The following is a 23,422-nucleotide window of genomic DNA, read 5'->3' on the forward strand; positions in this document are numbered from 1 at the left end:
TAAATTCTCACTATCAATTTTGTTTGGATACTTGAAGGCATTGATCGTACAAAGTGAGAATGTCCTCACGAAAGAGCAATCAGCCTATCCATTGAAAGACCAATTTTATTAGGACAACCTTAATGGCGCAATCTCTCAATAGTATGACTTTCCCACTGCATGGCGCTCGTTTGATCGAAGCCTCCGCCGGTACCGGGAAGACGTTTACCATTGCCGCTTTATACTTACGCTTATTGCTTGGGCATGGTAAAGAGGGGACGGCGCATCAAGTGCCATTAACGGTTGATCAAATTTTGGTTGTGACATTTACTGAAGCGGCAACCGCAGAGTTACGTGGCCGAATTCGTCAGCGTATTCACGAGGCGCGTATTGCATTTGCACGAGGAGAAACCTCAGACCCTGTGTTAGCTCCGTTATTGGCTGACACGCCGAATCAGCAAGCCGCGATTGAGATCTTATTGCAAGCAGAACGCCAAATGGATGAAGCGGCGATTTTCACTATTCATGGTTTTTGCCAACGAATGCTGACGCAAAATGCTTTTGAATCTGGCAGCCGCTTTCAAAATGAATTTATTACTGATGAAAGCCAACTTAAGCTACAAGTCGTGAGTGATTACTGGCGTCGTCATTTTTATCCATTGCCGACGGTATTAGCAGCGCAAATCCAATCATTATGGAATAGCCCTGAGTCGTTATTGCATGAAATTGGCAACTACCTCTCAGGTCCAGCGCTAAGTTTTCCAAGGATTAAACTCGATGTCGATTTACCGGCACTTTATCAGCAGCACCTAGCTCGAATCGAAAAAGTGAAATCACTTTGGAATGCGAGCCGTAGTGATTTGTTTAGCTTGATTGATAGCTCGGGGATTAAAAGAAACCCATACAACAAAACGCGTTTACCGGCTTGGCTTGATGAAGTGCATGAGTGGGCAGCAAGCGATCGAAATGATGGTCAAATTTGCGATAAGTTGATTCGCTTTTCACAAAGCACATTAACGTCTGCCACTGATGCGAAAAAAGGCCCGGTCGCAGAGCATGCGGCATTTGTGGCGATCGATGAATTACTCGACAACCAGCCTGAGTTTGAGCTGATTTTTAAATACCAAGCGATTCAAGGTTGCCGTCAGTTATTGGCACAGGCTAAGCAGCGTCAGGCTCAACTTTCCTTTGATGATTTATTGAGTCAGCTTGAGCAAGCGATAGTGCAAGATGAGGAAGGTTTGTTGACTGGCCGTATTCGTCAGCTTTATCCAGTGGCGATGATTGATGAATTCCAAGATACCGACCCTCAGCAATATCAGATTTTCCGTCAAATTTACTTGGATTCGCCGCAAACTGGTTGGTTTATGATTGGCGATCCGAAGCAAGCGATTTATGGCTTCCGTGGCGCCGATATTTTTACTTATATTCAAGCTCGTAACGAGGTAACGGAACATTACACTCTGGAGACTAACTGGCGCTCAAGTAATACGGTGATACAGGCGGTAAATGGTATTTTTAGCTTTGATGAGCGACCATTTTTATACGATGCTGATATTCCATTCTTGCCAGTCAAATCCAGTCCTAATGCTGACAAGATGCATTGGACGGTAAACGGTAAAACTCAACCAGCCATTGGATTGTGGTTATATCAACCGGACATAAGCCAGCCCGTTGCCGCGCAAGATTATAACCAGCACATGGCACAGCACACGGCTTACCAAATCCATCATATTTTGAGCGCCTCTCAGCAACAACAAGCGCTATTTATTGATAAAAAATCCCAAGCGCATCCGATTCAAGCTGGTGATATTGCGGTATTAGTACGCACTGGTCGAGAAGGTAAATTGATCAAAGAAGCATTGGCCAATCAAGGCATTGCCAGCGTTTATCTGTCTAACCGTGATAGTGTGTTTGATAGTGAAGTGGCGCAAGATGTATTGCGATTATTGATGGCGGTGGCTAATCCCAGCGATGAATATTCATTACGTGCGATTCTCGCCAGTGATCTGCTTGCATTGAACATGGCGCAGCTCGATCAGTTTAATTATGATGAAAATGCTTGGGAAAATGCGGTTAATGAGTTCGAGCAATACCATCAATTGTGGCTAAAGCGTGGCGTGTTGCCAATGATGCGCGCGATGATCAGCCAAAGACAGATTGCTGAGCGTTGGTTATTGGAAACTCACGGTGAACGTAAATTAACGGATTTACTGCATTTATCCGAATTGGTGCAGCAGGCCAGCTTGTCGCTCGAAGGGGAAAGCGCATTAATTCGTTGGTTGGCAGAAAATATTGAGCAGCATGATGGTGAAATTAGCGATCAAACTCAGCGTTTAGAGTCTGAGCGAAATTTGGTGCAAATCATCACCATTCATAAATCAAAAGGGTTGGAATACGATCTGGTGTTTCTGCCTTTTGCCAATAATTTTAAAGCGGCAAAAGTCGCCAAATATTATCAAGCGGATAAGCAGCAAACCATTTTAGATTTATCCAAACCTGATGACGGTTTAGCGTTGGCAGAAAAAGAACGCTTAGCTGAAGATCTGCGTTTGCTTTACGTCGCACTCACGCGTGCCGTTTATGGTTGTATTATTGGCCTTGCACCACTCAAAAAAGGCAATACTAAAAAAGATGAATCGACCGCGCATTTAAGTGCCCTTGGTGCAATCCTTCAACATCATCAAGCGAAAGAAAGTGCTGGTTTAATGGCCGCTTGTCAGCAAATGTGTTCAGATGTGAGCAGTATTGAGCTCATCGACTTTCCAAATGAACCAACAGAACGTTTTGCGCCACTAGAAAGCGAGCTACCTACTTTGCAAGCCAAGCGTTTTTTAGCGTCAATTGATCGTCAATGGCGTATGACCAGTTACTCCAGCTTGGTGAAACAAGGCCATCATGCCACGCACTCACAAGAGGTCAGAACCGCTGATTTTGATGTCGCCATTGATGCACAAAAACCGATTGATTCCGATGCTGCCGAGCTCAAATTGGCACAAGATCTCCATTTTATACCGGATCTCGAGGAAGAAGTCCTTGCGGATCCTTGGTCAATGTTTGAATTTCCACGCGGAGCAAGGCCCGGGACTTTCTTGCATACCATTTTTGAGCGAATCGAGTTTACTTCTCAAGCGGACAGCCCTGAAAATACTCAAGTCATCACTGATTTATTGCAACAGGAGCAATATGATCTGCAATGGCTACCCGCCATCCAAGTCATGATTCGCCAAGTGATGCAAACGCCTTTAGATGGGCATGAGCTGCGTTTAGGGGACAAAGGACCGAATCAAAGATTGGTGGAAATGGAATTTTTACTGCCGGTTGAATCTTTACTTGCCAGCCAACTGAATCGCTTGGTGAAAGATCATGATGAGCTGTCTCAAGTGGCGGGTGATTTGGGCTTTTTACCGACCAAAGGCATGTTAAAAGGCTTTATTGATTTAGTGTTTGAGCATCAAGGTAAATACTATATTTTGGATTGGAAATCGAATCATTTAGGCCACTCTATTGAGGACTATCATCCTGAAAATCTGAAACATGCGATGATTGATCATCGTTATGATTTTCAATATCAAATTTATGCTTTAGCACTGCATCGTTTCCTGCAAAGTCGACTTGCTGATTATGATTATCAACAACATTTTGGTGGTGTGTATTATTTATTTTTACGTGGCTTTGCTCAATCAGGCGAAACGAATGAGCAAAGCAAGCAACCAGAACAAGATACGTTATATGGCGTATTTTCTGTTAAACCGAGCGAAGCGTTTTTGCAACAGTTTGACCGTTTATTAGATGGGGAGTCGGCATAATGACACACACGATTAACTCGTCGATTGTCGAACCTAATTCAGCACTCGATCTGCTTTTATCACTCGAAAAACTTGGGGCGATACGCGCAATTGATGTTCAGTTTGCTCGCTTTATTCATCAGCAATGTCTACTCGGTCATCATGATGAAATTCTACCTTCTCGTTTGCAAGCGGATCATATTGCGTTACTTGCCGGTCTTGTGAGTTATGAATTTGGCCGAGGCCATATCTGTTTACGTCTGCGTGATATTAATGTCAGTGAAACGTTATCGTTCACGTTCTGGGCAAGACAATATCCAGAATTGAAGGCTCGCTTTGCTGATTTGCTATTTCAATATAATGAAATGGATTGGTTGGAGTTGGTTGAGCAATATGTCGGGCTGGATAGCAGCGTCATTGGCGTTGCTTGCAAAGAATCAACGGACTTACAAGCACGCCCTATGATGCTTGAGCACGACCGACTTTATCTGACTCGTTATTGGCATTATGAAGCGGAAGTCGCGAAGGGGTTCATGGCAAGAGCGAAAACATTGTGTGTTGAGTCAGATGCTTTTTCTGCCATGAAGCAATCATTAGAGGATTTATTTGCCCGAGATTACACCTACCTTTGGGATGCACTACAAAGTGGTGTGCACAATAGCCCGACTGAGCGTCAACGCTTGGTATGTGAAATGCTCGATGTGGTCAAAACGGATAAATTAGATTGGAACCGCATTGATTCGGTGATCGTTCAGGCAAATCAAGTGACGCAGCTTGAAGCATTAGACACTTTGGTTCCTTTATCGGTTTGTTTGAATTGGCAAAAAGTAGCGGCGGCGGTGGCGCTAACCCGTCAATTTTCGGTGATTTCCGGTGGCCCTGGAACCGGTAAAACGACCACGGTAGCTAAATTATTGGCCGCTTTGATTGTTCAATCTCAACAACTGACAGGAGCACACCATTCTGTTCAAGCACCCATCATTAAATTGGTTGCCCCTACTGGTAAAGCGGCGGCACGTTTGACTGAATCGATTGGATTGGCGATTGAGCAATTGCCCGTGAGCAATCAAATTAAAGCGATGATGCCATCTCAGTCGAGTACCATTCACCGATTGTTAGGCGCAAGACCGAATACGGTGGAGTACAAATATAATCAATCGAATCGATTACATTTGGATATTTTAGTGGTCGATGAAGCATCAATGGTCGATTTGCCTATGATGTTCCGATTACTGCAAGCGCTGCCGAGTCATGCGCGTTTGATTTTATTAGGCGATAAGGATCAGTTAGCGTCAGTCGAAGCGGGGGCGATTTTAGGCGATATTTGTCAATTTACTGCTCGCGGCTATCAAGCTGAATTTGGCCAGTTATTATCTGGATTAACCGGTTACCAAAGTCTCGTTGAGCCTCAATCAGCGGTTAAAGCCAATACAATTTCGGATAGTTTGTGCATGCTACAAAAGAGCTATCGTTTTCATGCACGTTCTGGCGTGGGTCAATTGGCGAAAGCGATCAATGCGGGGTTGCCGAATCATGTTGAGCAAGTTTGGCGACAAGGCTTTGATGATATTCATTTACACCGAATGAATCCCTATTCATCTACGGATATGTCACCTGATAGCTTGAATGTAGAGCAAGCTCAGATGGCGCTATGTGACATGATGCTTGATGCCTATCTTCCTTATTGCCAGCAACTTCATCAATTTAGAAATTCAGAACCGTCGATGGTTCAAGGTGATTTATTTTCGGCATTCGATACACCAACAAAACAGACGATGGAAAACCAAGCATTCGCCACCTTAAAAGCATTTTCTCAAGCGAGATTATTATGTGCAGTGCGAGAAGGTGAATTTGGCGTTGAACGTATGAATGCGCTGGTAGAACAAAAACTGGCTCGTCAACAGCAAATTATGCCGATTGAAGGGGAGTTATGGTATGTCGGACGCCCGGTGATGATCAGCCATAATGATAGTGCACTAGGGCTGCATAATGGCGATATCGGTATTTGTTTATTAGATGAAAGTGAATCGGTGCCTAGATTAAGGGTGTATTTTGAAATGCCCGATGGCCGGATAAAAGGGGTACTGCCTAGTCGAGTACCTAAGCATGAATTGGCCTTTGCAATGACCATTCATAAATCACAGGGCAGTGAGTTTGCTCATACCGTGATGGTACTGCCGAATAAGATGAATCAAATATTAACGAGAGAACTTATTTACACTGGTGTGACGCGCGCCAAATCGCGTTTGGATTTATTTGCCAATCCAGCGGTTTTGGCGCAAGGTGTTCAAATAAAGACCCTACGTTCTAGCGGGTTAAGTGATAAACTGATGCAAGGTTGATCGGCCACTCGGCCTGAGTAATGAAAAATAATAACAAAAAGGTGAGATATGTTTTTTGGCAACGTTGAGCGCTTGGAGTGGAGTTCTATACTTCCGGAATCATTTTTAAGTTATATCCGCCAAGCGATTCTGATCGCTCAGGATAACGAAGAAAATGGTCGTTACGAGATTGATGGTGATAACGTTTTTTGTGTATTGATGACACCAGAAACGGAATATAAAGAAGATCGAAAAACTGAGATTCACCGTGACTACTTAGATATTCAAATCATTTTAGACGGCGAAGAAACTTTTGGTTATTCAATAGAGACACCACAAGCTTTGCTTGATAAGCCAGATTATACCAATGATGTACTGCTGTTTAATGAAGTGAGTAACGAAAGCTTTATTTCGCTGAGAAAGGGTGATTTTATTATCTTCTATCCAGGTGAATCACACCGCCCACAATGTGCGACTCGTGAACCTATGATGGTAAGAAAGGCGGTTGTGAAAGTGCATAGGGATTTGATATAAATTAGTTCCTAGTTCCTAGTTCCTAGTTCCTAGTTCCTAGGGGCGAGTTTCGAGGACACTACGTTCGGGAGCCGAAGAGCTTAATACTTTAAGTGATACGTATTGCTTGTAAGCTCTTTTCGCAACACGAAGCGAAGCGCTCCCGGATCTCGCAACCTTTCTCTTTGCCTTTCCTAGCAGCGCAGCGAATCTAGGGACTAGCCCCTAGAAACCTATTTATATCTTCAACACCAATATCTTCGACTTGCGCTGGTAGTTATACAAACCACGTTTTTCCATTGGCAGTGAATCCACGCCCACTTCTTCAAAACCTTGTTCACGAAACCAATGCAAACTGTGAGTCGTTAAGACAAACAGCTTATTGATTCCCATATTTTTGGCTTCTTGACTCATATGCTTTAATAATACGACGCCTCGATCGCCATCTCGGTAGTCTGGATGGACTGCCACGCAAGCCATTTCTGCCATTTTATCGTCGATATAAGGATAGAGCGCCGCACAACCAATGATTAAGCGGTCTTTTTCAATAATGGTGAATTTGTGGATCTCTTGTTCGAGTTGCTCTCGTGAGCGACGAACTAAGATTCCTTGCTCTTCTAAAGGATGAATTAAATCGAGAATACCGCCAATATCATGGATTTGAGCATGACGAGTTTGCTCGGCACTGGCCATCACGATTTGTGTGCCTATACCATCAAAAGAAAACAGTTCCTGCAGTAGTGCGCCATCTTCTTTGTAGCTAACGAGATGACAGCGAGGGACGCCAGCACGGCAAGCGGCTAATGCGCCACGTAAAAAGCGGAAAGTACCACTGGTATAGCCGCTTTGGGTGTCTTGTTCTTGCTCTATATCTTGTAATAATTTTTCCGCACAAGTCGGGAATAGTTCCGGTATGACTCGGCCATCTTGCGCTAAGATGCCTTGCTCAGAACAAAATCCAATCAATTTATACGCTTTTAAACGAATCGCAGTTTGTGTCGCCACATCTTCATACATCAAGTTAAAGCTTTCACCTGTTACTGAGCTTGCTATTGGGCCAACCACGACGATTGATCCCATATCAAGCATGCGATTAATGGCATCACTGTCGATACGTCTGACTTTGCCACTGTGACAATAATCCACACCATCATCGACTCCTAGTGGTTGGGCGATGACAAAATTACCACTGACGACGTTCAGTTGAGTCCCTTGCATTGGCGTATTATTTAAGCTCATAGAAAGGCGAGCGGTTAAGGCAAGTTGCAACCGACCAGCGGCTTGCATAGCAAGGTTTAAAGCCGATTCGTTGGTGATCCGAATACCTTTATGATATTGAGATTCACAATGGTTAGTTTCTAAGTTGTGGTTGATTTGTGGTCGAGCGCCATAAACCAACACAATGCGGACGCCTAAGCTGTGTAATAAAGCAATATCATTAATGATGTTATCGAAATTGGCATCGGTAAAGACTTCTCCGCCAAGCATGAATACCATGGTTTTGCCACGGTGAGCATTTAGGTAGGGGGCAGATTGACGAAATCCTTTTACTAAAGCTGTACTACGTAGTTTCACAACACCGACTCCTTGGTTTATTATGCTGAAATAATGACTAATAATTCACTTTATGGCAATAGCTATTTACTTAATGTTATCGCTAAATCGATTCTCTTGATTAATGACCGGGAATTTGTTGAAAAGCTGACAATTATTCTTGTCTCATCGGTATGCTGTTTGCTTGGTGATTTTTCTATTGAAGTCTTTATGTTGAAAGATGTTTCAATAGGTGGTTTTTGACTTGTATGGCATGATGATCTTTGTCATTCTTCGGTCGTTTCTTTCTATGTTAATTGGTGATTTTTCGTGTCTAACTCGCTTGCTGTTTTTCGTTCATTTTCTTCTTTTCAAGCTAAGCTCATTGTTACTCGAGCTTTAATGCTGGCATCGGCATTGATTTTATTTGGTTGTGCCCAGCCGACCGAACGAGGACAACAATATTTAGACGGCAAACTTGAAACGACACTAGAGCGCACCGATCATATCGAAACGGATGCCCCACGAGATTTTAATACTTTTTCAGCACAAGCCGAAAAGGTAGAAGAAACGTCACCATCACTGAAAGCTAAGTACCAAAACTTATATGCACAATTAAAAGTTTGGGCACAAGAAAGTGGTAATCCGAGTGAATTAGCTAAATATGGGGTGAATGTTGAACAATTAGCCGGCGCCGATCAAAAAGGCAATATCCTGTTTACGGGGTACTTTTCTCCGGTAATTGAAATGCGTCATACTCCTGACCATCTATTCAAATATCCTGTTTATGCAAAACCTCAATGTGGTGCAGTGTGTCCAACTCGCGCACAAATCTATGATGGTGCATTAAAAGGGAAAGGCTTAGAGCTCGGTTATGCATCGAACATGATCGACCCATTTTTGATGGAAGTACAAGGAAGCGGTTTTGTTCATTATGCTGATAACGATGAATTAGATTACTTTGCGTATGCAGGAAAAAATAACCACCCTTATGTCAGTATCGGGCGAATTCTGATTGAGCGTGGTCTTATTCCTAAAGAAAAAATGTCGATGAAAGCGATCAAAGAATGGGTGGCGGAAAATGATAGTGCAACAGTACAAGAAGTATTAGAGCAAAACCCTTCTTATGTTTTCTTTGAAAGCCAACCGGGCGCAGATGTCGTCGGGGCGGCGGGTATTCCATTATTACCTATGGCTGCGGTGGCGGGAGATAGAAGTATTTTCCCAATGGGGACACCAATTTTAGCCGAAGTACCTTTATTGGATGCCAATGGAAAATGGACCGGCGTGCATGTTCTTAAGTTATTGATTGTGCTTGATACTGGTGGTGCAGTAAAAGGTGGCCACTTAGATTTGTATCATGGCATGGGCGCACGTTCTGGTATTGCCGCAGGTCACTATCGTCACTTTGGTCGTGTATGGAAGTTAGATTTGACTGCGCCACCATTGCAGATTCCAGCGAATTAAGAGCGAAGCTCGGGCGTTTCACTGCTCGTTGCTCGACAACGGTAACGGGCGTGCTTTATTCTTTTTCGAGAAACGAGAAACGAGAAACGAGAAACGAGAAACGAGAAACGAGAAACGAGAAACGAGAAACGAAGCGCTCTAGCTCCGCGTATCCTTATCCTCTATAATGCGCGCTCTTTTTGATTGCGTTAATTAAGGTTCACCATGAATACTCTTCCTCCTGCTTCTGATAGCTACAACCAACGTTTTGGCGGTACTCGCCGTTTGTATGGTAATAGTGAAGTAGATATCTTACGTGCCGCTCATGTGTGCGTAGTCGGTATTGGCGGGGTAGGGTCATGGGCGGTAGAAGCGCTTGCTCGTACTGGTGTTGGTGAGCTGACCTTGATTGATATGGATGATGTGTGTGTCACCAATATTAACCGTCAAATCCATGCGTTAAATGGCACGGTTGGGCAGAGTAAAATTGAAGTGATGGCTGAGCGTGTCGCGCTGATTAACCCTGAATGTAAAGTTAACTTAGTCGACGACTTCATTACTCCGGATAATGTGAATCAGTACATCAGTAAAGATTTTGATTATGTGTTAGATGCGATTGATAGTATCAAACCGAAAGCGGCTCTGTTGGCGTATTGTCGTAGTAATAAGATAAAGGTAATCACCACCGGTGGCGCGGGCGGACAGACCGATCCAACCCAAATTCAAATTGCTGATTTGACCAAAACGATTCAAGATCCATTAGCCAAGAAATTAAAAGATACTTTGCGCCGTCATCATAATTTCAGTAAAAATCCACAACGTAAATTCGGCATTGATTGCGTGTTTTCCACCGAGCATCTCAAATACCCTCAAGCTGATGGTAGTGTCTGTGCGACCAAATCGACCGCGGAAGGTCCAAAGCGTATGGATTGTGCCAGTGGGTTTGGCGCGGCTACCGTCGTCACTGCAACCTTTGGTTTTGTGGCGGTATCAAGGATTGTTGAGAAGTTGATTCAGAAGTATAAAATAGTTCCTAGTTCCTAGGAGATCGACTCTCGTGGCTCGGGCGCTTCGCTTCTCGTATATCGAAAAAGCGGTCTGTGGTAGTTGACAGGTTAGCTAATCACATTAAAAATCACCTCGAGCAACGAGCAACGAGCAACGAGCAACGAGCAACGAGCAACGAGCAACGAGCAACGAGCAACGAGCAACGAGCAACGAGCAACGAGATCCCATTATGACTCACCCATTTGGCACCACCATGACCACTGAGCACATCATAGAAACCATGTCTGGCTTTTCGAGCTGGGAAGACCGTTATCGTCAAGTGATCATGTGGGGCAAGTTATTGCCTAAAATGGATGAAGCATTAAAGCAAGATCAGCTTCTTGTTTCGGGGTGTGAGAGCAAAGTATGGTTAGTGTCGGGGTTTGATGGTGAGTATTGGAGTTTTCATATTGATTCTGATGCGAGAATCGTGCGCGGTTTAATTGCTTTGGTGTTGGCGGCTTTTCATCACCAAACGACAGAGGCGATTAAAGCGTTTGATACTGAAGCGTATTTTGCACAACTAGGACTGATTGATCATTTAAGCCCATCACGTGGTAATGGGCTTAAAGCGATTGTGGATCAAATTCAGCAATTGGTTAAGTAAGAAAATCGACCTATTCAATCTCTGTTTTTCAAATCTTCTTACTTCAAACAAAATGATCCGAATTAAAGCAGGTCTATCGCTTTATTCAAAGCAGCTAAAAACGCTTCAATATCTTGCTCATTATTATAGATACCCAGCGACACCCTTACTGTCCCATTAATTCCTAGCGCATCCATTAAAGGGTGCGCGCAATGATGTCCCGAGCGTACGGCAATGCCTTGTTGATCCAGTAACGTTGCAATATCGTTATGGTGGATAGCTTCACCTTCTAAGTTCAAAGTGAAACTGACGACACTGGTATCAGGTTGTAATCCAATGATCTGAATACCTTCAATGTGATTGAGCCCATCAACTAACTTATCGAGAAGTTTTTTATAATGGGATTCAAGCTCATTCTTTTCGAAGCCTTGTAACCATTGAATAGCGGTTGCTAATGCCAGTGCCCCAGCAACGTTTGGGGTGCCGGCTTCAAATTTCCCTGGCAGGCCAGAAAATGAAGTGTGTTCAAAGCTGACTTTTTCGACCATTTTGCCACCGCCGTGCCATACCGGCATGAGGTTTAAAATCGCCTCTTTGCCATATAACACACCGATTCCGGCGGGAGCATACAATTTATGACCAGAGAAAATATAAAAATCACAATCTAGAGATTGAACGTCGACAGTTTCATGCACGATACCTTGCGCACCATCAATCACCGCGACAGCGCCTGCTTGATGGGCGCGGGTAATAATCTCTTCAATTGGCTGACGAGTCGCGGTGACATTAGTCATGTGTGCCGCGGCAACAATTTTGGTCTTCTCACTTAAAAGCGCTTGATAGGCTTGCATATCCCATTGGCAATCGGCGGTCATTGGTACCTTGATCACTTTAGCCCCGGTTTGCTGTGCGACGATCTGCCACGGTACGATATTGGCATGGTGCTCCATTTCGCCAACCAAAATTTCATCGCCCGATTGAAGGGTATCACGTGCATAGGTTTGAGCGATTAAGTTGATCGCTTCGGTTGCCCCTCGTGTCCAGATAACTTCTTTATTTGATGATGCATTGATAAAACGCTGTACGCATTCTCGTGCTTGTTCAAATTGGGTTGTCGCTTGGGCGGTAAGGCTGTGGCTACCACGGTGCACATTAGCATTTTGTTTGCCGTAATAGTGACTGATCGTATCAATGACGCATTGAGGTTTTTGCGTTGTGGCAGCACTATCAAGATACACCACGGAGCTATCGCCGTTCAGAAAAGGAAATTGTTGGCGAACTGCTTGAATGTCAAAAGTCGTTTGAGAAGACATTAAATAAACCTTGGTGCGTCAATGAAGTGGGCGAAGTATAGACCATATTAGAACGTGCTTAAACTCTCTCGTTTATACCTAAATAAACGATTCTTCTAATTGTTTTATTTTCTGGTAGAGCGCTTGATGATGCGGACAAGCAATTTGGTGTTGAGTCGATTTTTGTAATAAGAAGCCAGTGATGAAGTCAATTTCAGTAGTGCGTTGGTGGTGAATATCTTGATGCATGGATGAAAAATTATCGCCAGTGGCAAGCATCACTTGTTTAATGGTGGAGGATAATTCGCTTAACGATTGGTTTTGTCCAGCCGCTTGCATTACCTGATGGCACTCATTAATTAAGTTATCGACTTCTGTTTGGTATTGAGATTGCAGTAATTCACCGTTCTTGCAGTGGTAGATCGCGGTCATAGGGTTAATAACACAATTGATGGCTAACTTTTGCCATAGCGCGTCATTAATCTGCTTGTGCCAAACCACTTTAGGCAGGGCAGAATCTAACACTTGAATGATCGAGTCTAGTTGAGGTGTTAACTTCGTTTTTCGGTATGTTCCAATTAAGGTTTGCCCAATACCGGTATGTTTTACTTGTTGCTTGTTTGGCTTAAAAGCCGCATGAGTCGTCGTGGCTAAATATAAAGAATGTTGATTCCATTGCTCGCCAAGTTGGTCAAGCGCGCCCATTCCATTGTGAAGAAAGATAAGTGGTATGTTGGAGGGTAAGTATTCAAACAAAGGCTCTATGGCTTGTTTTACCTGAGTTGATTTCACTGTAATGATGATAGCTTGGCAACTGCTGAGTTGAGTAAAGTCATTGGCTGGAATCTCAAACTTTGCTTGCTGATCAAGTGTAATCGAAATGGATCGCTGTGAGTGATCACGGGTGATCGCGAGTACATCATGACCCGCTTGCCGTAGTTTAGTTGCCCACAATGAACCTAGTGCACCAATGCCAACAATACCAATCTTCATTTGTTTTCCATTTCTATTTGCTCTATCCGAAGCTTATACCCAAAGTAATTGGACTTGCAGTGAGGCGACAAGTGAATGAACGCTGTCAACAAAACTGCAGCTTCAAGTACGAAGGGTATAGTTTATCGTAAATAACAAAATGGCGCAGACTGAATATTCAATCTGCGCCATTAGCGTTTACTTATCATTCTAACTTATGCAACGTCAGCGTTGCGCTCGATTAGAACTTGTAAGTTACGTCGAAGTAGTGTGCAAAGCCACTTGATTGAAGCTCATCACCACCACCGATATCTAGGTTGTCTTTAATACCGTAAACGTTGTAGTAAGCTTTTAAACCGTAACCGACAGCAAAGTGTTCACTGTGCCAGTAGATACCGTTGAACATAGCACCACCATTGCTTGCAGTTGAGCCAGCTGATTCTTTCATACCAAATTGGTAATCGATGTAACCTTGGTAAGAAATAAAGGTACCATTACCAAAAGTGTAGAAAGGTTTAAACCAGTTAGTCGAGATTTGACCACCGTTCCACTCATTTGCATTTGAATCGTAAGTAGCGTATAGGTTTAAGCCCATTTTGCCAAACCAAGGCATATTGATATCAGAACCAAGGCCGACTTTTTGAGTATTAACACCACCGATACCGCCGTCCCACTCCATTAGAGTCGCAACATAAAGCTCTTGTACTGGACCAAATGATAAATCTTTACCTGTTAAAGCATCGATAGAAACGCGAGGGGCAAATTTCATAAAGATTTTTTGCGTTTCGCCATCTTTCTTATCATTTTCATCATTGTCATTACTTGTTAGGTTGAAGACATCAACGTAACCGTAAAGATCAAAAATTCCAGAACGACCACCAAATTCCATTTCTAAGTAATCATGACCTGAGTTACCCGCAGACTTTGGTTGTGGTTTCTCGTTTAATGCATACATTAGATTGAAGTTTACAAACTTATAGTCATTCTTATGAATGTCATCTGAATAGTCCGCAGCTAAAACAGGCGCTGAAGCAGCAACAAGACTAAGAGCTAAAAGTGTTTTACGCATGAGTGGGGGCTCTCTTTTTAATCTAAGTTAAATTTATAGGTACACCGATTAATGGTGTGGGCATTTCAAGTGGCGCAGATAATATCTGTTTCGCTCTCATTTGTAAGTGATAAAAGCTGCAAACTTGAATATTTATTGTGATTGTTATCACGTAAATGGGATCTTGGATGGAACTTGTTATTAAAATCTGTGCAGATTTCTGAATTTAGAACGAAAAACAGCCAAGGCAACCGCTTGCCTTGGCTGTTTTCTATTCGTGTTTTTATAGGGTTCTATTGTTGGTTTCGTGCTTTTTCAAGTAAGTCGTGAAAATAATGGCGTAATACATACAGCATAATCAGACTTGGGATCACCATGACAGCCGTGATAATGAAGAACAGTGGCCAGCTATTTAAGCTATCGGCGAGTTCACCACTAAACGATGACAGAGTGGTACGGCCGAAGTTACCTAATGATGCTAATAATGCATATTGAGTCGCTGAGAATGCTTGGCCAGTCAATACCGTTAAGAATGAGACAAATGCCACGGTTGAAAAGGCGGTGGTAAAGTTATCGACTAATACGGTAGCTAAAAGTAAATGTTCATTAGGTCCAACCGATGCAATCCAAGCAAACATTAAGTTACTGCTTGCCATGGCAATGCCGCCGATCATAAGCCCTTTAACAATACCAAATCGGACGTTGAACATGCTACCTACAAAGGTAAATAACATGGTTGCTCCCCATCCAATCAATTTAGAGTATTCGCCAATTTGTTCGTTGCTAAAGCCAATTTCTTTGTAAAACACAATCGACATTCGACCCAGAAAAGCTTCACCAATTTTAAATAGGAAGACAAACAACAATAAAGTAATGGCAACGCCAATACCATTGCGACGGAAGAAATCAAGGAAAGGCTCAACGACCGTTACCGTTAGCCAAGCGGCAACTTTTGAGTTAACCACTTTTTCGTGGCGTTTTTCGGCTTGATGTTGCAGTTCGTCTCGCTGAGTTTTTGGCTCGCCTGTGAGTAGTGTAAATAACATTAATAAGGCGATAACGAGCGTCATGCCGTAATACACGTTGTTCCAACCATAAGCATCAGCATTGGAAAAGGCTAGGTAACCTGGAAGTGAATAACCGGTCCACCAACCAATGACGGCCATGGCTGACGCCTGCGGCAGTTTACTGTTATTACTTTTAGGGAAGCTATCAATGCGGAAAGCATCAATCGCGATATCTTGAGTTGCAGAAGCGGTTGAAATAGCTAATGCAAACGCGGAGATTAAAATTAAGTTATTGGTTGGATTTAATTCAGCTAAGAAGAAAGTGCAGACTAGCATGATCGCTTGGCACAATAATATCCAGCTTCTTCGTTGGCCAAGCCATGAATGCAGTAGCGGAATTTTGACTCGGTCAATCAAAGGAGCCCACAAAAAATTGATAGCATACACCGCAAATACCGCCCCAAAATAGCCAATGGTTGAGCGATTTAAACCAGCATCACTTAGCCAACCCGACATATTGGAGCCAATTAGTACCCAAGGAAAGCCACTCGAACAACCTAACATGAAGACCCATAATAGACGCTTATCTAAGTAGGTTTGTATGGTTGCCTTCCAGGTCATAGAAGCCATGTTTTTCTCCTTGGTTACATAGGCTATGCAAAAAAAAGCTGCATAGAAAAGTCAGCCATCAAATTAAGATGGCTGCAATAAATATTATAAGTTGAAGTGGTAATCTAGACGGTAAGAGATTACTTCACCGTGACTTTGGTAATCATGATTGGCGTGACTGGAACATCTTGCATCGACCCCATAGAACGAGTCGGCTTTTGCGCCATCGCTCTGACAACATCAAAGCCTTTCGTTACTTTACCAAATACGGCGTAACCGGCAGAACTCCGTGAGTAGTTTAAAAAGTCATTGTCTTTTAAGTTAATAAAAAACTGGCGAGTTGCGGAGTTTGGATTGCTAGTACGGGCCATTGCGACGGTCGCGGTTAAATTTTCTAAACCATTGGTTGCTTCATTGCGGATAGGGGCATAAGAAGAACGTTCGTTCATGTCTTTATCAAAACCGCCACCTTGGGCCATGAAACCTGGGATCACACGATGAAATTGAGTGCCAACATAGCTCCCATCGTTGACATACTTTAGGAAGTTCTTCACGGTAATAGGCGCTTGCTGCTGGTTTAATTCAATCGTGAAATTACCAATAGAGGTTTCAAACTCAACCGTTGGGGCTGCAAAACTTGAAACGCTAAATAGCATCAGCAGCCCAAATAAGATTTTTTTCATTAAAAGTTATCCTTCATATATTTTGTTAATTCTGAATCTTTGGCAATGGTGGTTAACACTCGGCTTGATACGCGGTTAATCACTTCTTCTACATCGGTTTTATCGGCTGTGAATGAGCCTGATTTTGTGCCTGAGCCGGTGTAAGTTCTGACAAATTTGCCATTGGGGGTTTCAGCAGTGATTTTTAAGGTGACTTTACCTTCAATTCCGTATTTAACAGGCCCTTGGTTAACGGTTGCTAAGGCATCGACAACTTGAATATTCACAATATTGTTGCTGTTTTTAGTCATCGTAAAGCCTTGAGAGAAAAACTGCTGGTAAACCGCTGCTTCATAAGCTTTACGAACGTTTTGTTTCGCATGCATTGGTTGAACTTGTTCTTCATCATCACGTTTAATGACGGCAATGAATTGCGCACTACGAACATCTTGGCTAGTCAGAGTGAAAGCTAAGCCATCGACAGCCTTACTCGAGCTTAGGGTGGACGACGGAGTAAGGTTAATTAAATCGGTTTGAGAAACGCTGGCACAAGCCGTTAATACCAAAGCCGCGCATAACATAATCAGCTTCTTCATTTTTATATCCTTATTTAGTCTTTTTATTTAAGTCATTGTTTTTGATTGCTTCAATAATGACGAATTTATTATTTTCCGCCACAATTGTCACTTGTTGCTGACCAAACAAGCGAGATAACTTGGTTGGATACTCTAAGTGTCGATTTCCTACGACCAGCAATTTGCCATTATGGTTCAATGCATCTTTTGCATCGCAGAACATTTGCCAAGCGATGTGATCGGTAATAGTGTTGTTTTGATGAAAAGGGGGGTTACACAATACCAAATACGTACTGTTGTCTTTCATACCATCTAAGCAGTTATTGGCAATAACTTGAATATTTCTATCCGAACCCAGGTTTTTTTCTAAATTCTTTTGTGCCGAAGCGACAGCCATAAAGCTTTCATCGATACTGGTGATTCGAGCTTGAGGGTTTAATTGTCCTGCTTTAATTGATAGCACGCCATTACCACACCCTAGGTCAATGATGTGTCTTAATTCTTCATCTACTGGAATGTAATCAAGCATAAACCTTGCGCCCAGATCTAAGCTTTCACCTGAGTAAACATTGGCATAGTTGGATAAAGTGATATTCTGACCATCAACTTGCCATTCACATTCTGCTGGCACTGGAATGATCGGCTGACAATTGGCTTGTGAGAACACGAGACGATGTTTTTTCCAAGCTAATGAGGTTTTAGTTTCGCCTAGGTGCTTTTCAAATAAAGTAAGAGTAGATGTGTGGATTTCTTTGGCTTTATTTACGCCAATGATTGGGCACGTTTCGGAGAGTGATTCACGTAGTTTAGAAAGCTGCCAAGTAAGTAAGCGATTACTTTTTGGTAGTTGCATTAATACAAGATCAATGTGCTTAGGCATCTCTTGCAAGCAATTCAAAAATTGAATTTTAGGGCATTTATTACGCTGTAAATTTTTCAATGTACCTTTGTGAGAAATAAATGAATCGCTCATCATTGTGACGCTATGTTTTTCTGAGAACCAACATGAAAGCGCACCAAAATGGTCATTGAGAATCAGGATGTTTCGGCCTGAAGGGAGATCCATTTCTTCTACATGATTAATCAAATATTCATCACCCGCATCCCAAGCTTGTAATGTTTCATTGGCGCGTTTAGGGAAACGAGATAATGTTAAGGTGCGATCATATAAGGTTAGTTCAGTCTTCATATTTATCTTTTATCTGCATATTGAAGTCACTTGGACGTACATTGTCGCAGAAGGTGTTTGAACAAGATAGTAGAAACTCTGTGTTTAAATGTCATGATTTCAACGTATAAATTCAATTGAGTTTATTGCCGTTTTCATGGCATCTTGGTGGGATACTTAGAAGGTGAGCATTATGATTCAAGATTTAATCGAAAGAAAATTACAAGCCGAATTCAACCCTATCCATTTAGAGGTTCAGAATGAAAGTTACATGCATAACGTTCCGCCCGGTTCTGAAAGTCATTTTAAAGTGATTGTGGTGAGTGAGCAATTCGATGATAAAAGGCTGATTGCTCGTCATCGATCTATTAATGCAATCCTTAATGATGAGCTGGAAAACCATATTCATGCTTTATCTATCCATGCTTATACCGAATTGGAATGGCAAGAAGCGAATGGAGTGGCTCCTGCTTCGCCTAAATGTGCGGGTGGCGGAAAGTAATTCAGTGTTCAATCATGTCAATGTCAATTTTAACAAAATCAGGCTTAATACCACTTAAATAGTAAGGTTAATCGGTTACTTGGTTTGTTTCTTCCATATAAAATGGATTTTGATAATTGTGGTGTGCATCAAATATATACATTTTTGTATTTAATGGCGTTAACTTAGCTGCAAAAAAATAGCCGAATACTCCTAATGAGAATGGCAAGATATTCATAAAAGATGTTAGAATACGCGACCTAGAAGAGCTTATTGATAAAATTAGGCCTTTTTATACGGATGTTGCGATTCTGGTTTTTTTTACAAAATCAGAGCCGGACACAAAAAAGTCGTGTCTTTAAGTTACGCAATTAAAAGAATCTTATTTCCCTAAATAAAGTAGTGCAAGTGCGTATGATTACAATAAAAAAGGGCTTGGATCTTCCTATTGCTGGAGTTCCTGCTCAGGTGATTAATGATGGCAAGTCCATCAAAACAGTCGCCTTGCTTGGCGAAGAGTACGTGGGTATGCGTCCAACTATGCATGTTCGCGTTGATGATGAAGTGAAAAAAGGCCAAATTCTTTTTGTAGATAAAAAGAATCCTGGCGTTAAGTACACTTCACCTGCAAGCGGTAAAGTTATCGAAGTAAATCGTGGTGCAAAACGTGTTCTTCAATCGGTTGTGATTGAAGTATCAGGTGATGACCAAGTGACTTTCGAAAGCTACGCTGCCGATCAATTAGCAAAACTTGACCGTGAAGCGGTGAAGAATCAGCTAATTGAATCTGGTATGTGGACTGCATTGCGAACTCGTCCGTTCAGCAAGGTTCCAGCAATCGATTCGACCACTCAGGCGATCTTTGTGACAGCAATGGATACTAATCCATTAGCGGCAGATCCTGCTGTGATTATTAATGAACAAGCAGAAGCATTTACGGCTGGCTTAGATCTTTTATCTGTTCTAACAGATGGCAAGGTCTATGTATGTAAAGCCTCTACAACATTGCCACAATCTTCTCAATCTAATGTAGAAGAACATGTGTTTGCAGGTGTACACCCAGCTGGTTTGGCGGGGACTCACATGCATCACTTGTACCCAGTGAGCTTAGAAAATGTTGCTTGGAGCTTGAACTACCAAGACGTTATTGCATTTGGTCAGCTATTCCTTACTGGTGAAATTTACACAGATCGTGTGGTTTCATTAGCGGGTCCTGCAATCAAAGAGCCTCGTTTAGTTCGCACTTGTATTGGTGCAAATCTTGATGATTTAACTGAAGGTGAGATTCTACCGGGCGAAGCTCGCGTAATATCTGGCTCAGTATTGTCTGGTACCACGGCTTCAGGTCCTCACGCTTATCTTGGTCGTTACCATGCACAAGTGTCGGTTCTTCATGAAGGTCGTGAAAAAGAGTTTCTTGGTTGGGCTATGCCTGGCGCGCACAAGTTCTCTGTAACTCGTTCTTTCTTAAGCCACTTATTCCCAAGTCGTGTATTCAACATGACCACTACAACAAATGGTAGTGATCGTTCAATGGTGCCAATCGGTAACTATGAGCGTGTGATGCCATTAGATATCGAACCAACATTGTTGCTTCGTGATATCTGTGCTGGGGATTCTGATAGCGCACAACGTTTAGGCGTTTTAGAGCTGGATGAAGAAGATTTGGCGTTATGTACCTTTGTATGTCCTGGTAAATATGAATATGGCGATTTACTTCGCGATTGCCTAGACAAGATCGAGAAGGAAGGTTAATTCATGGGCCTTAAGAAATTTATAGAAGATATTGAACCGCATTTTGAACCTGGCGGGAAACATGAGCGTTGGTTTGCTTTGTATGAAGCTGCGGCGACTCTATTCTACACGCCGGGTACGGTAACAAAGCGCAGTTCTCATGTTCGTGATAGTGTTGATTTAAAACGTATCATGATCATGGTTTGGTTAGCGGTATTCCCAGCAATGTTTTGGGGGATGTATAACACTGGCCATCAAGCCATTGTTGCACTTAACCACATGTACTCTGGTGACCAACTTGCTTCAATCATTTCTGGTGATTGGCACTACTGGTTAACAGAAATGCTTGGTGGAACGCTTTCTGACCAAGCGGGTTGGGGCAGTATGATGCTGCTTGGTGCAACTTACTTCCTGCCTATCTACGCAGTTGTTTTCGCCGTAGGTGGTTTCTGGGAAGTATTGTTCTGTATGATTCGTAAGCATGAAGTTAACGAAGGTTTCTTTGTAACTTCTATCTTGTTTGCGTTAATCGTTCCGCCAACACTACCGCTATGGCAAGCCGCTTTAGGTATCACTTTCGGTGTGGTTGTCGCTAAAGAAATCTTTGGTGGTACAGGTCGTAACTTCCTAAACCCTGCATTAGCCGGTCGTGCTTTCTTGTTCTTTGCTTACCCAGCACAAATTTCTGGTGATGCAGTTTGGACAGCGGCAGATGGATTCTCTGGTGCTACGGCGCTTAGCCAGTGGGCTCAAGGTGGTCACGGTTCATTAGTGAATACGGTAACGGGTCATTCAATTTCTTGGATGGACGCTTTCATTGGTAATATCCCAGGCTCTATGGGTGAGGTTTCAACCTTAGCTCTAATCCTTGGTGGTCTAATGATCGTTTACATGCGAATTGCTTCATGGCGTATCATTGCAGGTGTAATGATTGGTATGGCGGCAGTATCAACCATGTTTAACCTTATCGGTTCAGACACTAACCCAATGTTTGCTATGCCTTGGTACTGGCACATGGTTCTAGGTGGTTTTGCATTCGGTATGATCTTCATGGCGACCGATCCAGTATCGGCTTCATTTACCAATAAAGGTAAGTGGGCGTACGGTGCTTTAATCGGTGTGATGTGTGTACTTATCCGTGTGGTTAACCCAGCCTATCCAGAAGGTATGATGCTAGCGATTCTATTCGCTAACCTCTTCGCTCCGTTGTTCGATTACTTTGTCGTTGAGAAGAACGTCAAAAGGAGACTAGCTCGCTATGGCAAATAAAGATTCCATTAAAGGTACGCTAGTTACCGTTGTCGCGCTGAGCCTTGTGTGTTCGGTAGTGGTATCAACGGCGGCTGTACTATTAAAACCAAAACAAGTAGCCAATGCTAAACTTGATGTTCAAAGTAACATCGTAGCGGTTGCTGGTTTTGATGCGAAAAATCCGCAAGAGATTCAATCTATCTATAAAGAAAGTATTGAACCTCGTTTGATTGACTTCAATACGGGTGAGTTTGTCGAAGGTGATGCGAGCAAGTACGATATGCGTGCTGCGTCAAAAGATCCTTCTCAATCCATTAAATTAACGCCAGAGCAAGATCTTGCTAAGATCTTACGTCGTCCAAACAAAGGGATCGTTTACCTTGTTAAAGACGGTGAGAACGTTAAGGAAGTAATTCTTCCAATTAACGGTACTGGTCTATGGTCAATGATGTATGCATTTGTTGCGGTACAAACTGACGGTAATACAGTAAACGGTATTACTTATTATGAACAAGGTGAAACCCCTGGACTTGGTGGTGAAGTTGAGAACCCTAAATGGAAAGCTCAATTTGAAGGTAAAAAATTGTTTGATGAAAACAATAAACCTGCAATCAAGATTGTTAAAGGTGGTGCACCGCAAGGTTCTGAGCATGGTGTCGACGGTCTTTCTGGCGCAACCTTAACGAGTAATGGTGTTCAGCATCAATTTGATTTTTGGTTAGGCGACATGGGTTATGGACCATTCCTTGCAAAAGTACGTGCAGGAGAACTTAACTAATGGCTAGCGTAAAAGAGTTTAAGAAAGCGGTTATTGGGCCTGTTTTTGACAATAACCCAATCGCGCTGCAAGTTTTAGGTGTATGTTCTGCTCTAGCAGTAACAACAAAGTTAGAAACCGCATTTGTAATGACATTAGCGGTAATGTTTGTAACAGCATTTTCTAACTTTTTCGTATCTTTGATGCGTAACCTCATTCCTAGCAGTGTTCGTATTATTGTACAAATGGCGATCATTGCATCGTTAGTAATCGTGGTAGACCAAGTACTTCGTGCTTACTTCTACGATATTTCAAAACAACTTTCTGTATTCGTTGGTTTGATTATTACTAACTGTATCGTAATGGGTCGTGCAGAAGCTTTCGCGATGAAAGAAGCACCAGTACCGTCTTTTATTGATGGTATTGTAAATGGTTTAGGCTATGGCTTTGTTCTTATCGTAGTAGGCTTCTTCCGTGAATTACTTGGTTCAGGTCGATTATTTGGTATGCAAGTTTTACCACTAATCTCTGACGGTGGTTGGTACCAACCAAATGGCTTAATGCTATTGGCACCATCTGCATTCTTCTTGATTGGTTTCTTGATTTGGATTCTTCGTACCTTGAAGCCTGAACAAATCGAAGCGAAGGAGTAA

20 protein-coding genes are annotated in these 23,422 nt (G+C 42.6%); 12 read left to right on the top strand and 8 right to left on the bottom strand.

Translation table 11 applies throughout. The features are described from left to right. Positions 1 to 122 precede the first annotated feature (122 nt). From recB to VRUMOI_RS03925, 3 genes are read left to right on the top strand one after another with little or no spacing between them, the layout of a single operon-like run. Entirely contained in the window at positions 123 to 3,788 is a 3,666-nt protein-coding gene (recB, locus tag VRUMOI_RS03915) for an exodeoxyribonuclease V subunit beta (RefSeq protein ID WP_089137516.1), read from the top strand. Next, entirely contained in the window at positions 3,788 to 6,109 is a 2,322-nt protein-coding gene (gene recD / locus VRUMOI_RS03920; RefSeq protein ID WP_089137515.1) for an exodeoxyribonuclease V subunit alpha, read from the top strand. Before recB ends, recD begins: the two co-directional genes overlap by 1 nt. Before the next feature lie 48 nt (positions 6,110 to 6,157). Further along, complete coding sequence (locus tag VRUMOI_RS03925; protein WP_089137514.1) at positions 6,158 to 6,622, top strand: YhcH/YjgK/YiaL family protein; 465 nt, start codon at positions 6,158 to 6,160, stop codon at positions 6,620 to 6,622. A gap of 216 nt (positions 6,623 to 6,838) precedes the next feature. Here the strand turns inward: VRUMOI_RS03925 and argA are convergent, their stop codons facing one another. Next, positions 6,839 to 8,176 (bottom strand): amino-acid N-acetyltransferase, encoded by a 1,338-nt coding sequence (gene argA, locus VRUMOI_RS03930; RefSeq protein ID WP_089137513.1) that lies wholly within the window; start codon positions 8,174 to 8,176, stop codon positions 6,839 to 6,841. 33 nt (positions 8,177 to 8,209) lie between these two features. On the opposite strand from argA, the gene VRUMOI_RS03935 reads away from it, so the two are divergent. From VRUMOI_RS03935 to csdE, 4 genes are all read left to right on the top strand, one after another. Continuing rightward, a complete protein-coding gene (locus VRUMOI_RS03935; RefSeq protein ID WP_089137512.1) occupies positions 8,210 to 8,398 on the top strand; it encodes a hypothetical protein in 189 nt (62 codons plus the stop codon). Between the two features lie 120 nt (positions 8,399 to 8,518). Next, positions 8,519 to 9,601 carry a murein transglycosylase A gene (gene mltA / locus VRUMOI_RS03940; protein WP_089137626.1) on the top strand — a complete coding sequence of 361 codons (1,083 nt, stop codon included), beginning with the start codon at positions 8,519 to 8,521 and terminating at the stop codon, positions 9,599 to 9,601. Positions 9,602 to 9,805: 204 nt separating this feature from the next. Next, on the top strand, positions 9,806 to 10,624 hold the full coding sequence (gene tcdA, locus VRUMOI_RS03945) for a tRNA cyclic N6-threonylcarbamoyladenosine(37) synthase TcdA (RefSeq protein WP_089137511.1): 819 nt from the start codon (positions 9,806 to 9,808) through the stop codon (positions 10,622 to 10,624). 193 nt (positions 10,625 to 10,817) lie between these two features. Continuing rightward, entirely contained in the window at positions 10,818 to 11,234 is a 417-nt protein-coding gene (csdE, locus tag VRUMOI_RS03950) for a cysteine desulfurase sulfur acceptor subunit CsdE (RefSeq protein ID WP_089137510.1), read from the top strand. Between the two features lie 62 nt (positions 11,235 to 11,296). Here the strand turns inward: csdE and VRUMOI_RS03955 are convergent, their stop codons facing one another. The 7 genes from VRUMOI_RS03955 to VRUMOI_RS03985 form a co-directional block, all read right to left on the bottom strand. Beyond that, a complete protein-coding gene (locus VRUMOI_RS03955; RefSeq protein ID WP_089137509.1) occupies positions 11,297 to 12,526 on the bottom strand; it encodes an aminotransferase class V-fold PLP-dependent enzyme in 1,230 nt (409 codons plus the stop codon). 78 nt (positions 12,527 to 12,604) lie between these two features. Next, on the bottom strand, positions 12,605 to 13,498 hold the full coding sequence (locus tag VRUMOI_RS03960) for a 2-dehydropantoate 2-reductase (RefSeq protein WP_089137508.1): 894 nt from the start codon (positions 13,496 to 13,498) through the stop codon (positions 12,605 to 12,607). A gap of 220 nt (positions 13,499 to 13,718) precedes the next feature. Further along, on the bottom strand, positions 13,719 to 14,546 hold the full coding sequence (locus tag VRUMOI_RS03965; RefSeq protein WP_089137507.1) for a nucleoside-specific channel-forming Tsx family protein: 828 nt from the start codon (positions 14,544 to 14,546) through the stop codon (positions 13,719 to 13,721). A 272-nt stretch (positions 14,547 to 14,818) separates the two neighbouring features. Beyond that, complete coding sequence (locus tag VRUMOI_RS03970) at positions 14,819 to 16,162, bottom strand: AmpG family muropeptide MFS transporter (protein ID WP_089137506.1); 1,344 nt, start codon at positions 16,160 to 16,162, stop codon at positions 14,819 to 14,821. A 119-nt stretch (positions 16,163 to 16,281) separates the two neighbouring features. Continuing rightward, positions 16,282 to 16,824, bottom strand: coding sequence for a peptidylprolyl isomerase (locus tag VRUMOI_RS03975; RefSeq protein WP_089137505.1), 543 nt, complete (start codon positions 16,822 to 16,824; stop codon positions 16,282 to 16,284). Further along, a complete protein-coding gene (locus VRUMOI_RS03980) occupies positions 16,824 to 17,399 on the bottom strand; it encodes a YajG family lipoprotein (RefSeq protein ID WP_089137504.1) in 576 nt (191 codons plus the stop codon). Before VRUMOI_RS03980 ends, VRUMOI_RS03975 begins: the two co-directional genes overlap by 1 nt. A 10-nt stretch (positions 17,400 to 17,409) precedes the next feature. Then, positions 17,410 to 18,567 carry a methyltransferase gene (locus tag VRUMOI_RS03985; RefSeq protein WP_089137503.1) on the bottom strand — a complete coding sequence of 386 codons (1,158 nt, stop codon included), beginning with the start codon at positions 18,565 to 18,567 and terminating at the stop codon, positions 17,410 to 17,412. Positions 18,568 to 18,739: 172 nt separating this feature from the next. On the opposite strand from VRUMOI_RS03985, the gene bolA reads away from it, so the two are divergent. The 5 genes from bolA (at position 18,740) to VRUMOI_RS04010 (ending at position 23,422) form a co-directional block, all read left to right on the top strand. Beyond that, positions 18,740 to 19,048 (top strand): transcriptional regulator BolA, encoded by a 309-nt coding sequence (bolA, locus tag VRUMOI_RS03990; RefSeq protein ID WP_089137502.1) that lies wholly within the window; start codon positions 18,740 to 18,742, stop codon positions 19,046 to 19,048. Between the two features lie 393 nt (positions 19,049 to 19,441). Then, positions 19,442 to 20,782, top strand: a complete 1,341-nt coding sequence (locus VRUMOI_RS03995) for a Na(+)-translocating NADH-quinone reductase subunit A (protein ID WP_089137625.1) — start codon at positions 19,442 to 19,444, stop codon at positions 20,780 to 20,782. Between the two features lie 3 nt (positions 20,783 to 20,785). Beyond that, positions 20,786 to 22,030 carry an NADH:ubiquinone reductase (Na(+)-transporting) subunit B gene (locus tag VRUMOI_RS04000; RefSeq protein WP_089137501.1) on the top strand — a complete coding sequence of 415 codons (1,245 nt, stop codon included), beginning with the start codon at positions 20,786 to 20,788 and terminating at the stop codon, positions 22,028 to 22,030. Beyond that, complete coding sequence (locus tag VRUMOI_RS04005) at positions 22,020 to 22,790, top strand: Na(+)-translocating NADH-quinone reductase subunit C (protein ID WP_089137500.1); 771 nt, start codon at positions 22,020 to 22,022, stop codon at positions 22,788 to 22,790. The genes VRUMOI_RS04000 and VRUMOI_RS04005 overlap by 11 nt, the downstream gene beginning before the upstream one ends. Next, complete coding sequence (locus VRUMOI_RS04010; RefSeq protein ID WP_089137499.1) at positions 22,790 to 23,422, top strand: NADH:ubiquinone reductase (Na(+)-transporting) subunit D; 633 nt, start codon at positions 22,790 to 22,792, stop codon at positions 23,420 to 23,422. Before VRUMOI_RS04005 ends, VRUMOI_RS04010 begins: the two co-directional genes overlap by 1 nt.

Source organism: Vibrio rumoiensis (genome assembly GCF_002218045.2).
In the GTDB taxonomy this organism is placed as follows: Bacteria; Pseudomonadota; Gammaproteobacteria; order Enterobacterales; family Vibrionaceae; genus Vibrio; species Vibrio rumoiensis.

Coding starts and splice junctions, on each gene's coding strand:
- VRUMOI_RS03980 (WP_089137504.1), bottom strand. CDS start 17,399: ATGAAGAAGCTGATTATGTTATGCGCGGCTTTGGTATTAACGGCTTGT.
- VRUMOI_RS03975 (WP_089137505.1), bottom strand. CDS start 16,824: ATGAAAAAAATCTTATTTGGGCTGCTGATGCTATTTAGCGTTTCAAGT.
- VRUMOI_RS03965 (WP_089137507.1), bottom strand. CDS start 14,546: ATGCGTAAAACACTTTTAGCTCTTAGTCTTGTTGCTGCTTCAGCGCCT.
- VRUMOI_RS03935 (WP_089137512.1), top strand. CDS start 8,210: ATGACTAATAATTCACTTTATGGCAATAGCTATTTACTTAATGTTATC.
- bolA (WP_089137502.1), top strand. CDS start 18,740: ATGATTCAAGATTTAATCGAAAGAAAATTACAAGCCGAATTCAACCCT.
- VRUMOI_RS04005 (WP_089137500.1), top strand. CDS start 22,020: ATGGCAAATAAAGATTCCATTAAAGGTACGCTAGTTACCGTTGTCGCG.
- VRUMOI_RS04010 (WP_089137499.1), top strand. CDS start 22,790: ATGGCTAGCGTAAAAGAGTTTAAGAAAGCGGTTATTGGGCCTGTTTTT.
- recB (WP_089137516.1), top strand. CDS start 123: ATGGCGCAATCTCTCAATAGTATGACTTTCCCACTGCATGGCGCTCGT.
- VRUMOI_RS03970 (WP_089137506.1), bottom strand. CDS start 16,162: ATGGCTTCTATGACCTGGAAGGCAACCATACAAACCTACTTAGATAAG.
- tcdA (WP_089137511.1), top strand. CDS start 9,806: ATGAATACTCTTCCTCCTGCTTCTGATAGCTACAACCAACGTTTTGGC.
- csdE (WP_089137510.1), top strand. CDS start 10,818: ATGACTCACCCATTTGGCACCACCATGACCACTGAGCACATCATAGAA.
- VRUMOI_RS03960 (WP_089137508.1), bottom strand. CDS start 13,498: ATGAAGATTGGTATTGTTGGCATTGGTGCACTAGGTTCATTGTGGGCA.
- VRUMOI_RS03925 (WP_089137514.1), top strand. CDS start 6,158: ATGTTTTTTGGCAACGTTGAGCGCTTGGAGTGGAGTTCTATACTTCCG.
- VRUMOI_RS04000 (WP_089137501.1), top strand. CDS start 20,786: ATGGGCCTTAAGAAATTTATAGAAGATATTGAACCGCATTTTGAACCT.
- VRUMOI_RS03995 (WP_089137625.1), top strand. CDS start 19,442: ATGATTACAATAAAAAAGGGCTTGGATCTTCCTATTGCTGGAGTTCCT.
- VRUMOI_RS03955 (WP_089137509.1), bottom strand. CDS start 12,526: ATGTCTTCTCAAACGACTTTTGACATTCAAGCAGTTCGCCAACAATTT.
- VRUMOI_RS03985 (WP_089137503.1), bottom strand. CDS start 18,567: ATGAAGACTGAACTAACCTTATATGATCGCACCTTAACATTATCTCGT.
- recD (WP_089137515.1), top strand. CDS start 3,788: ATGACACACACGATTAACTCGTCGATTGTCGAACCTAATTCAGCACTC.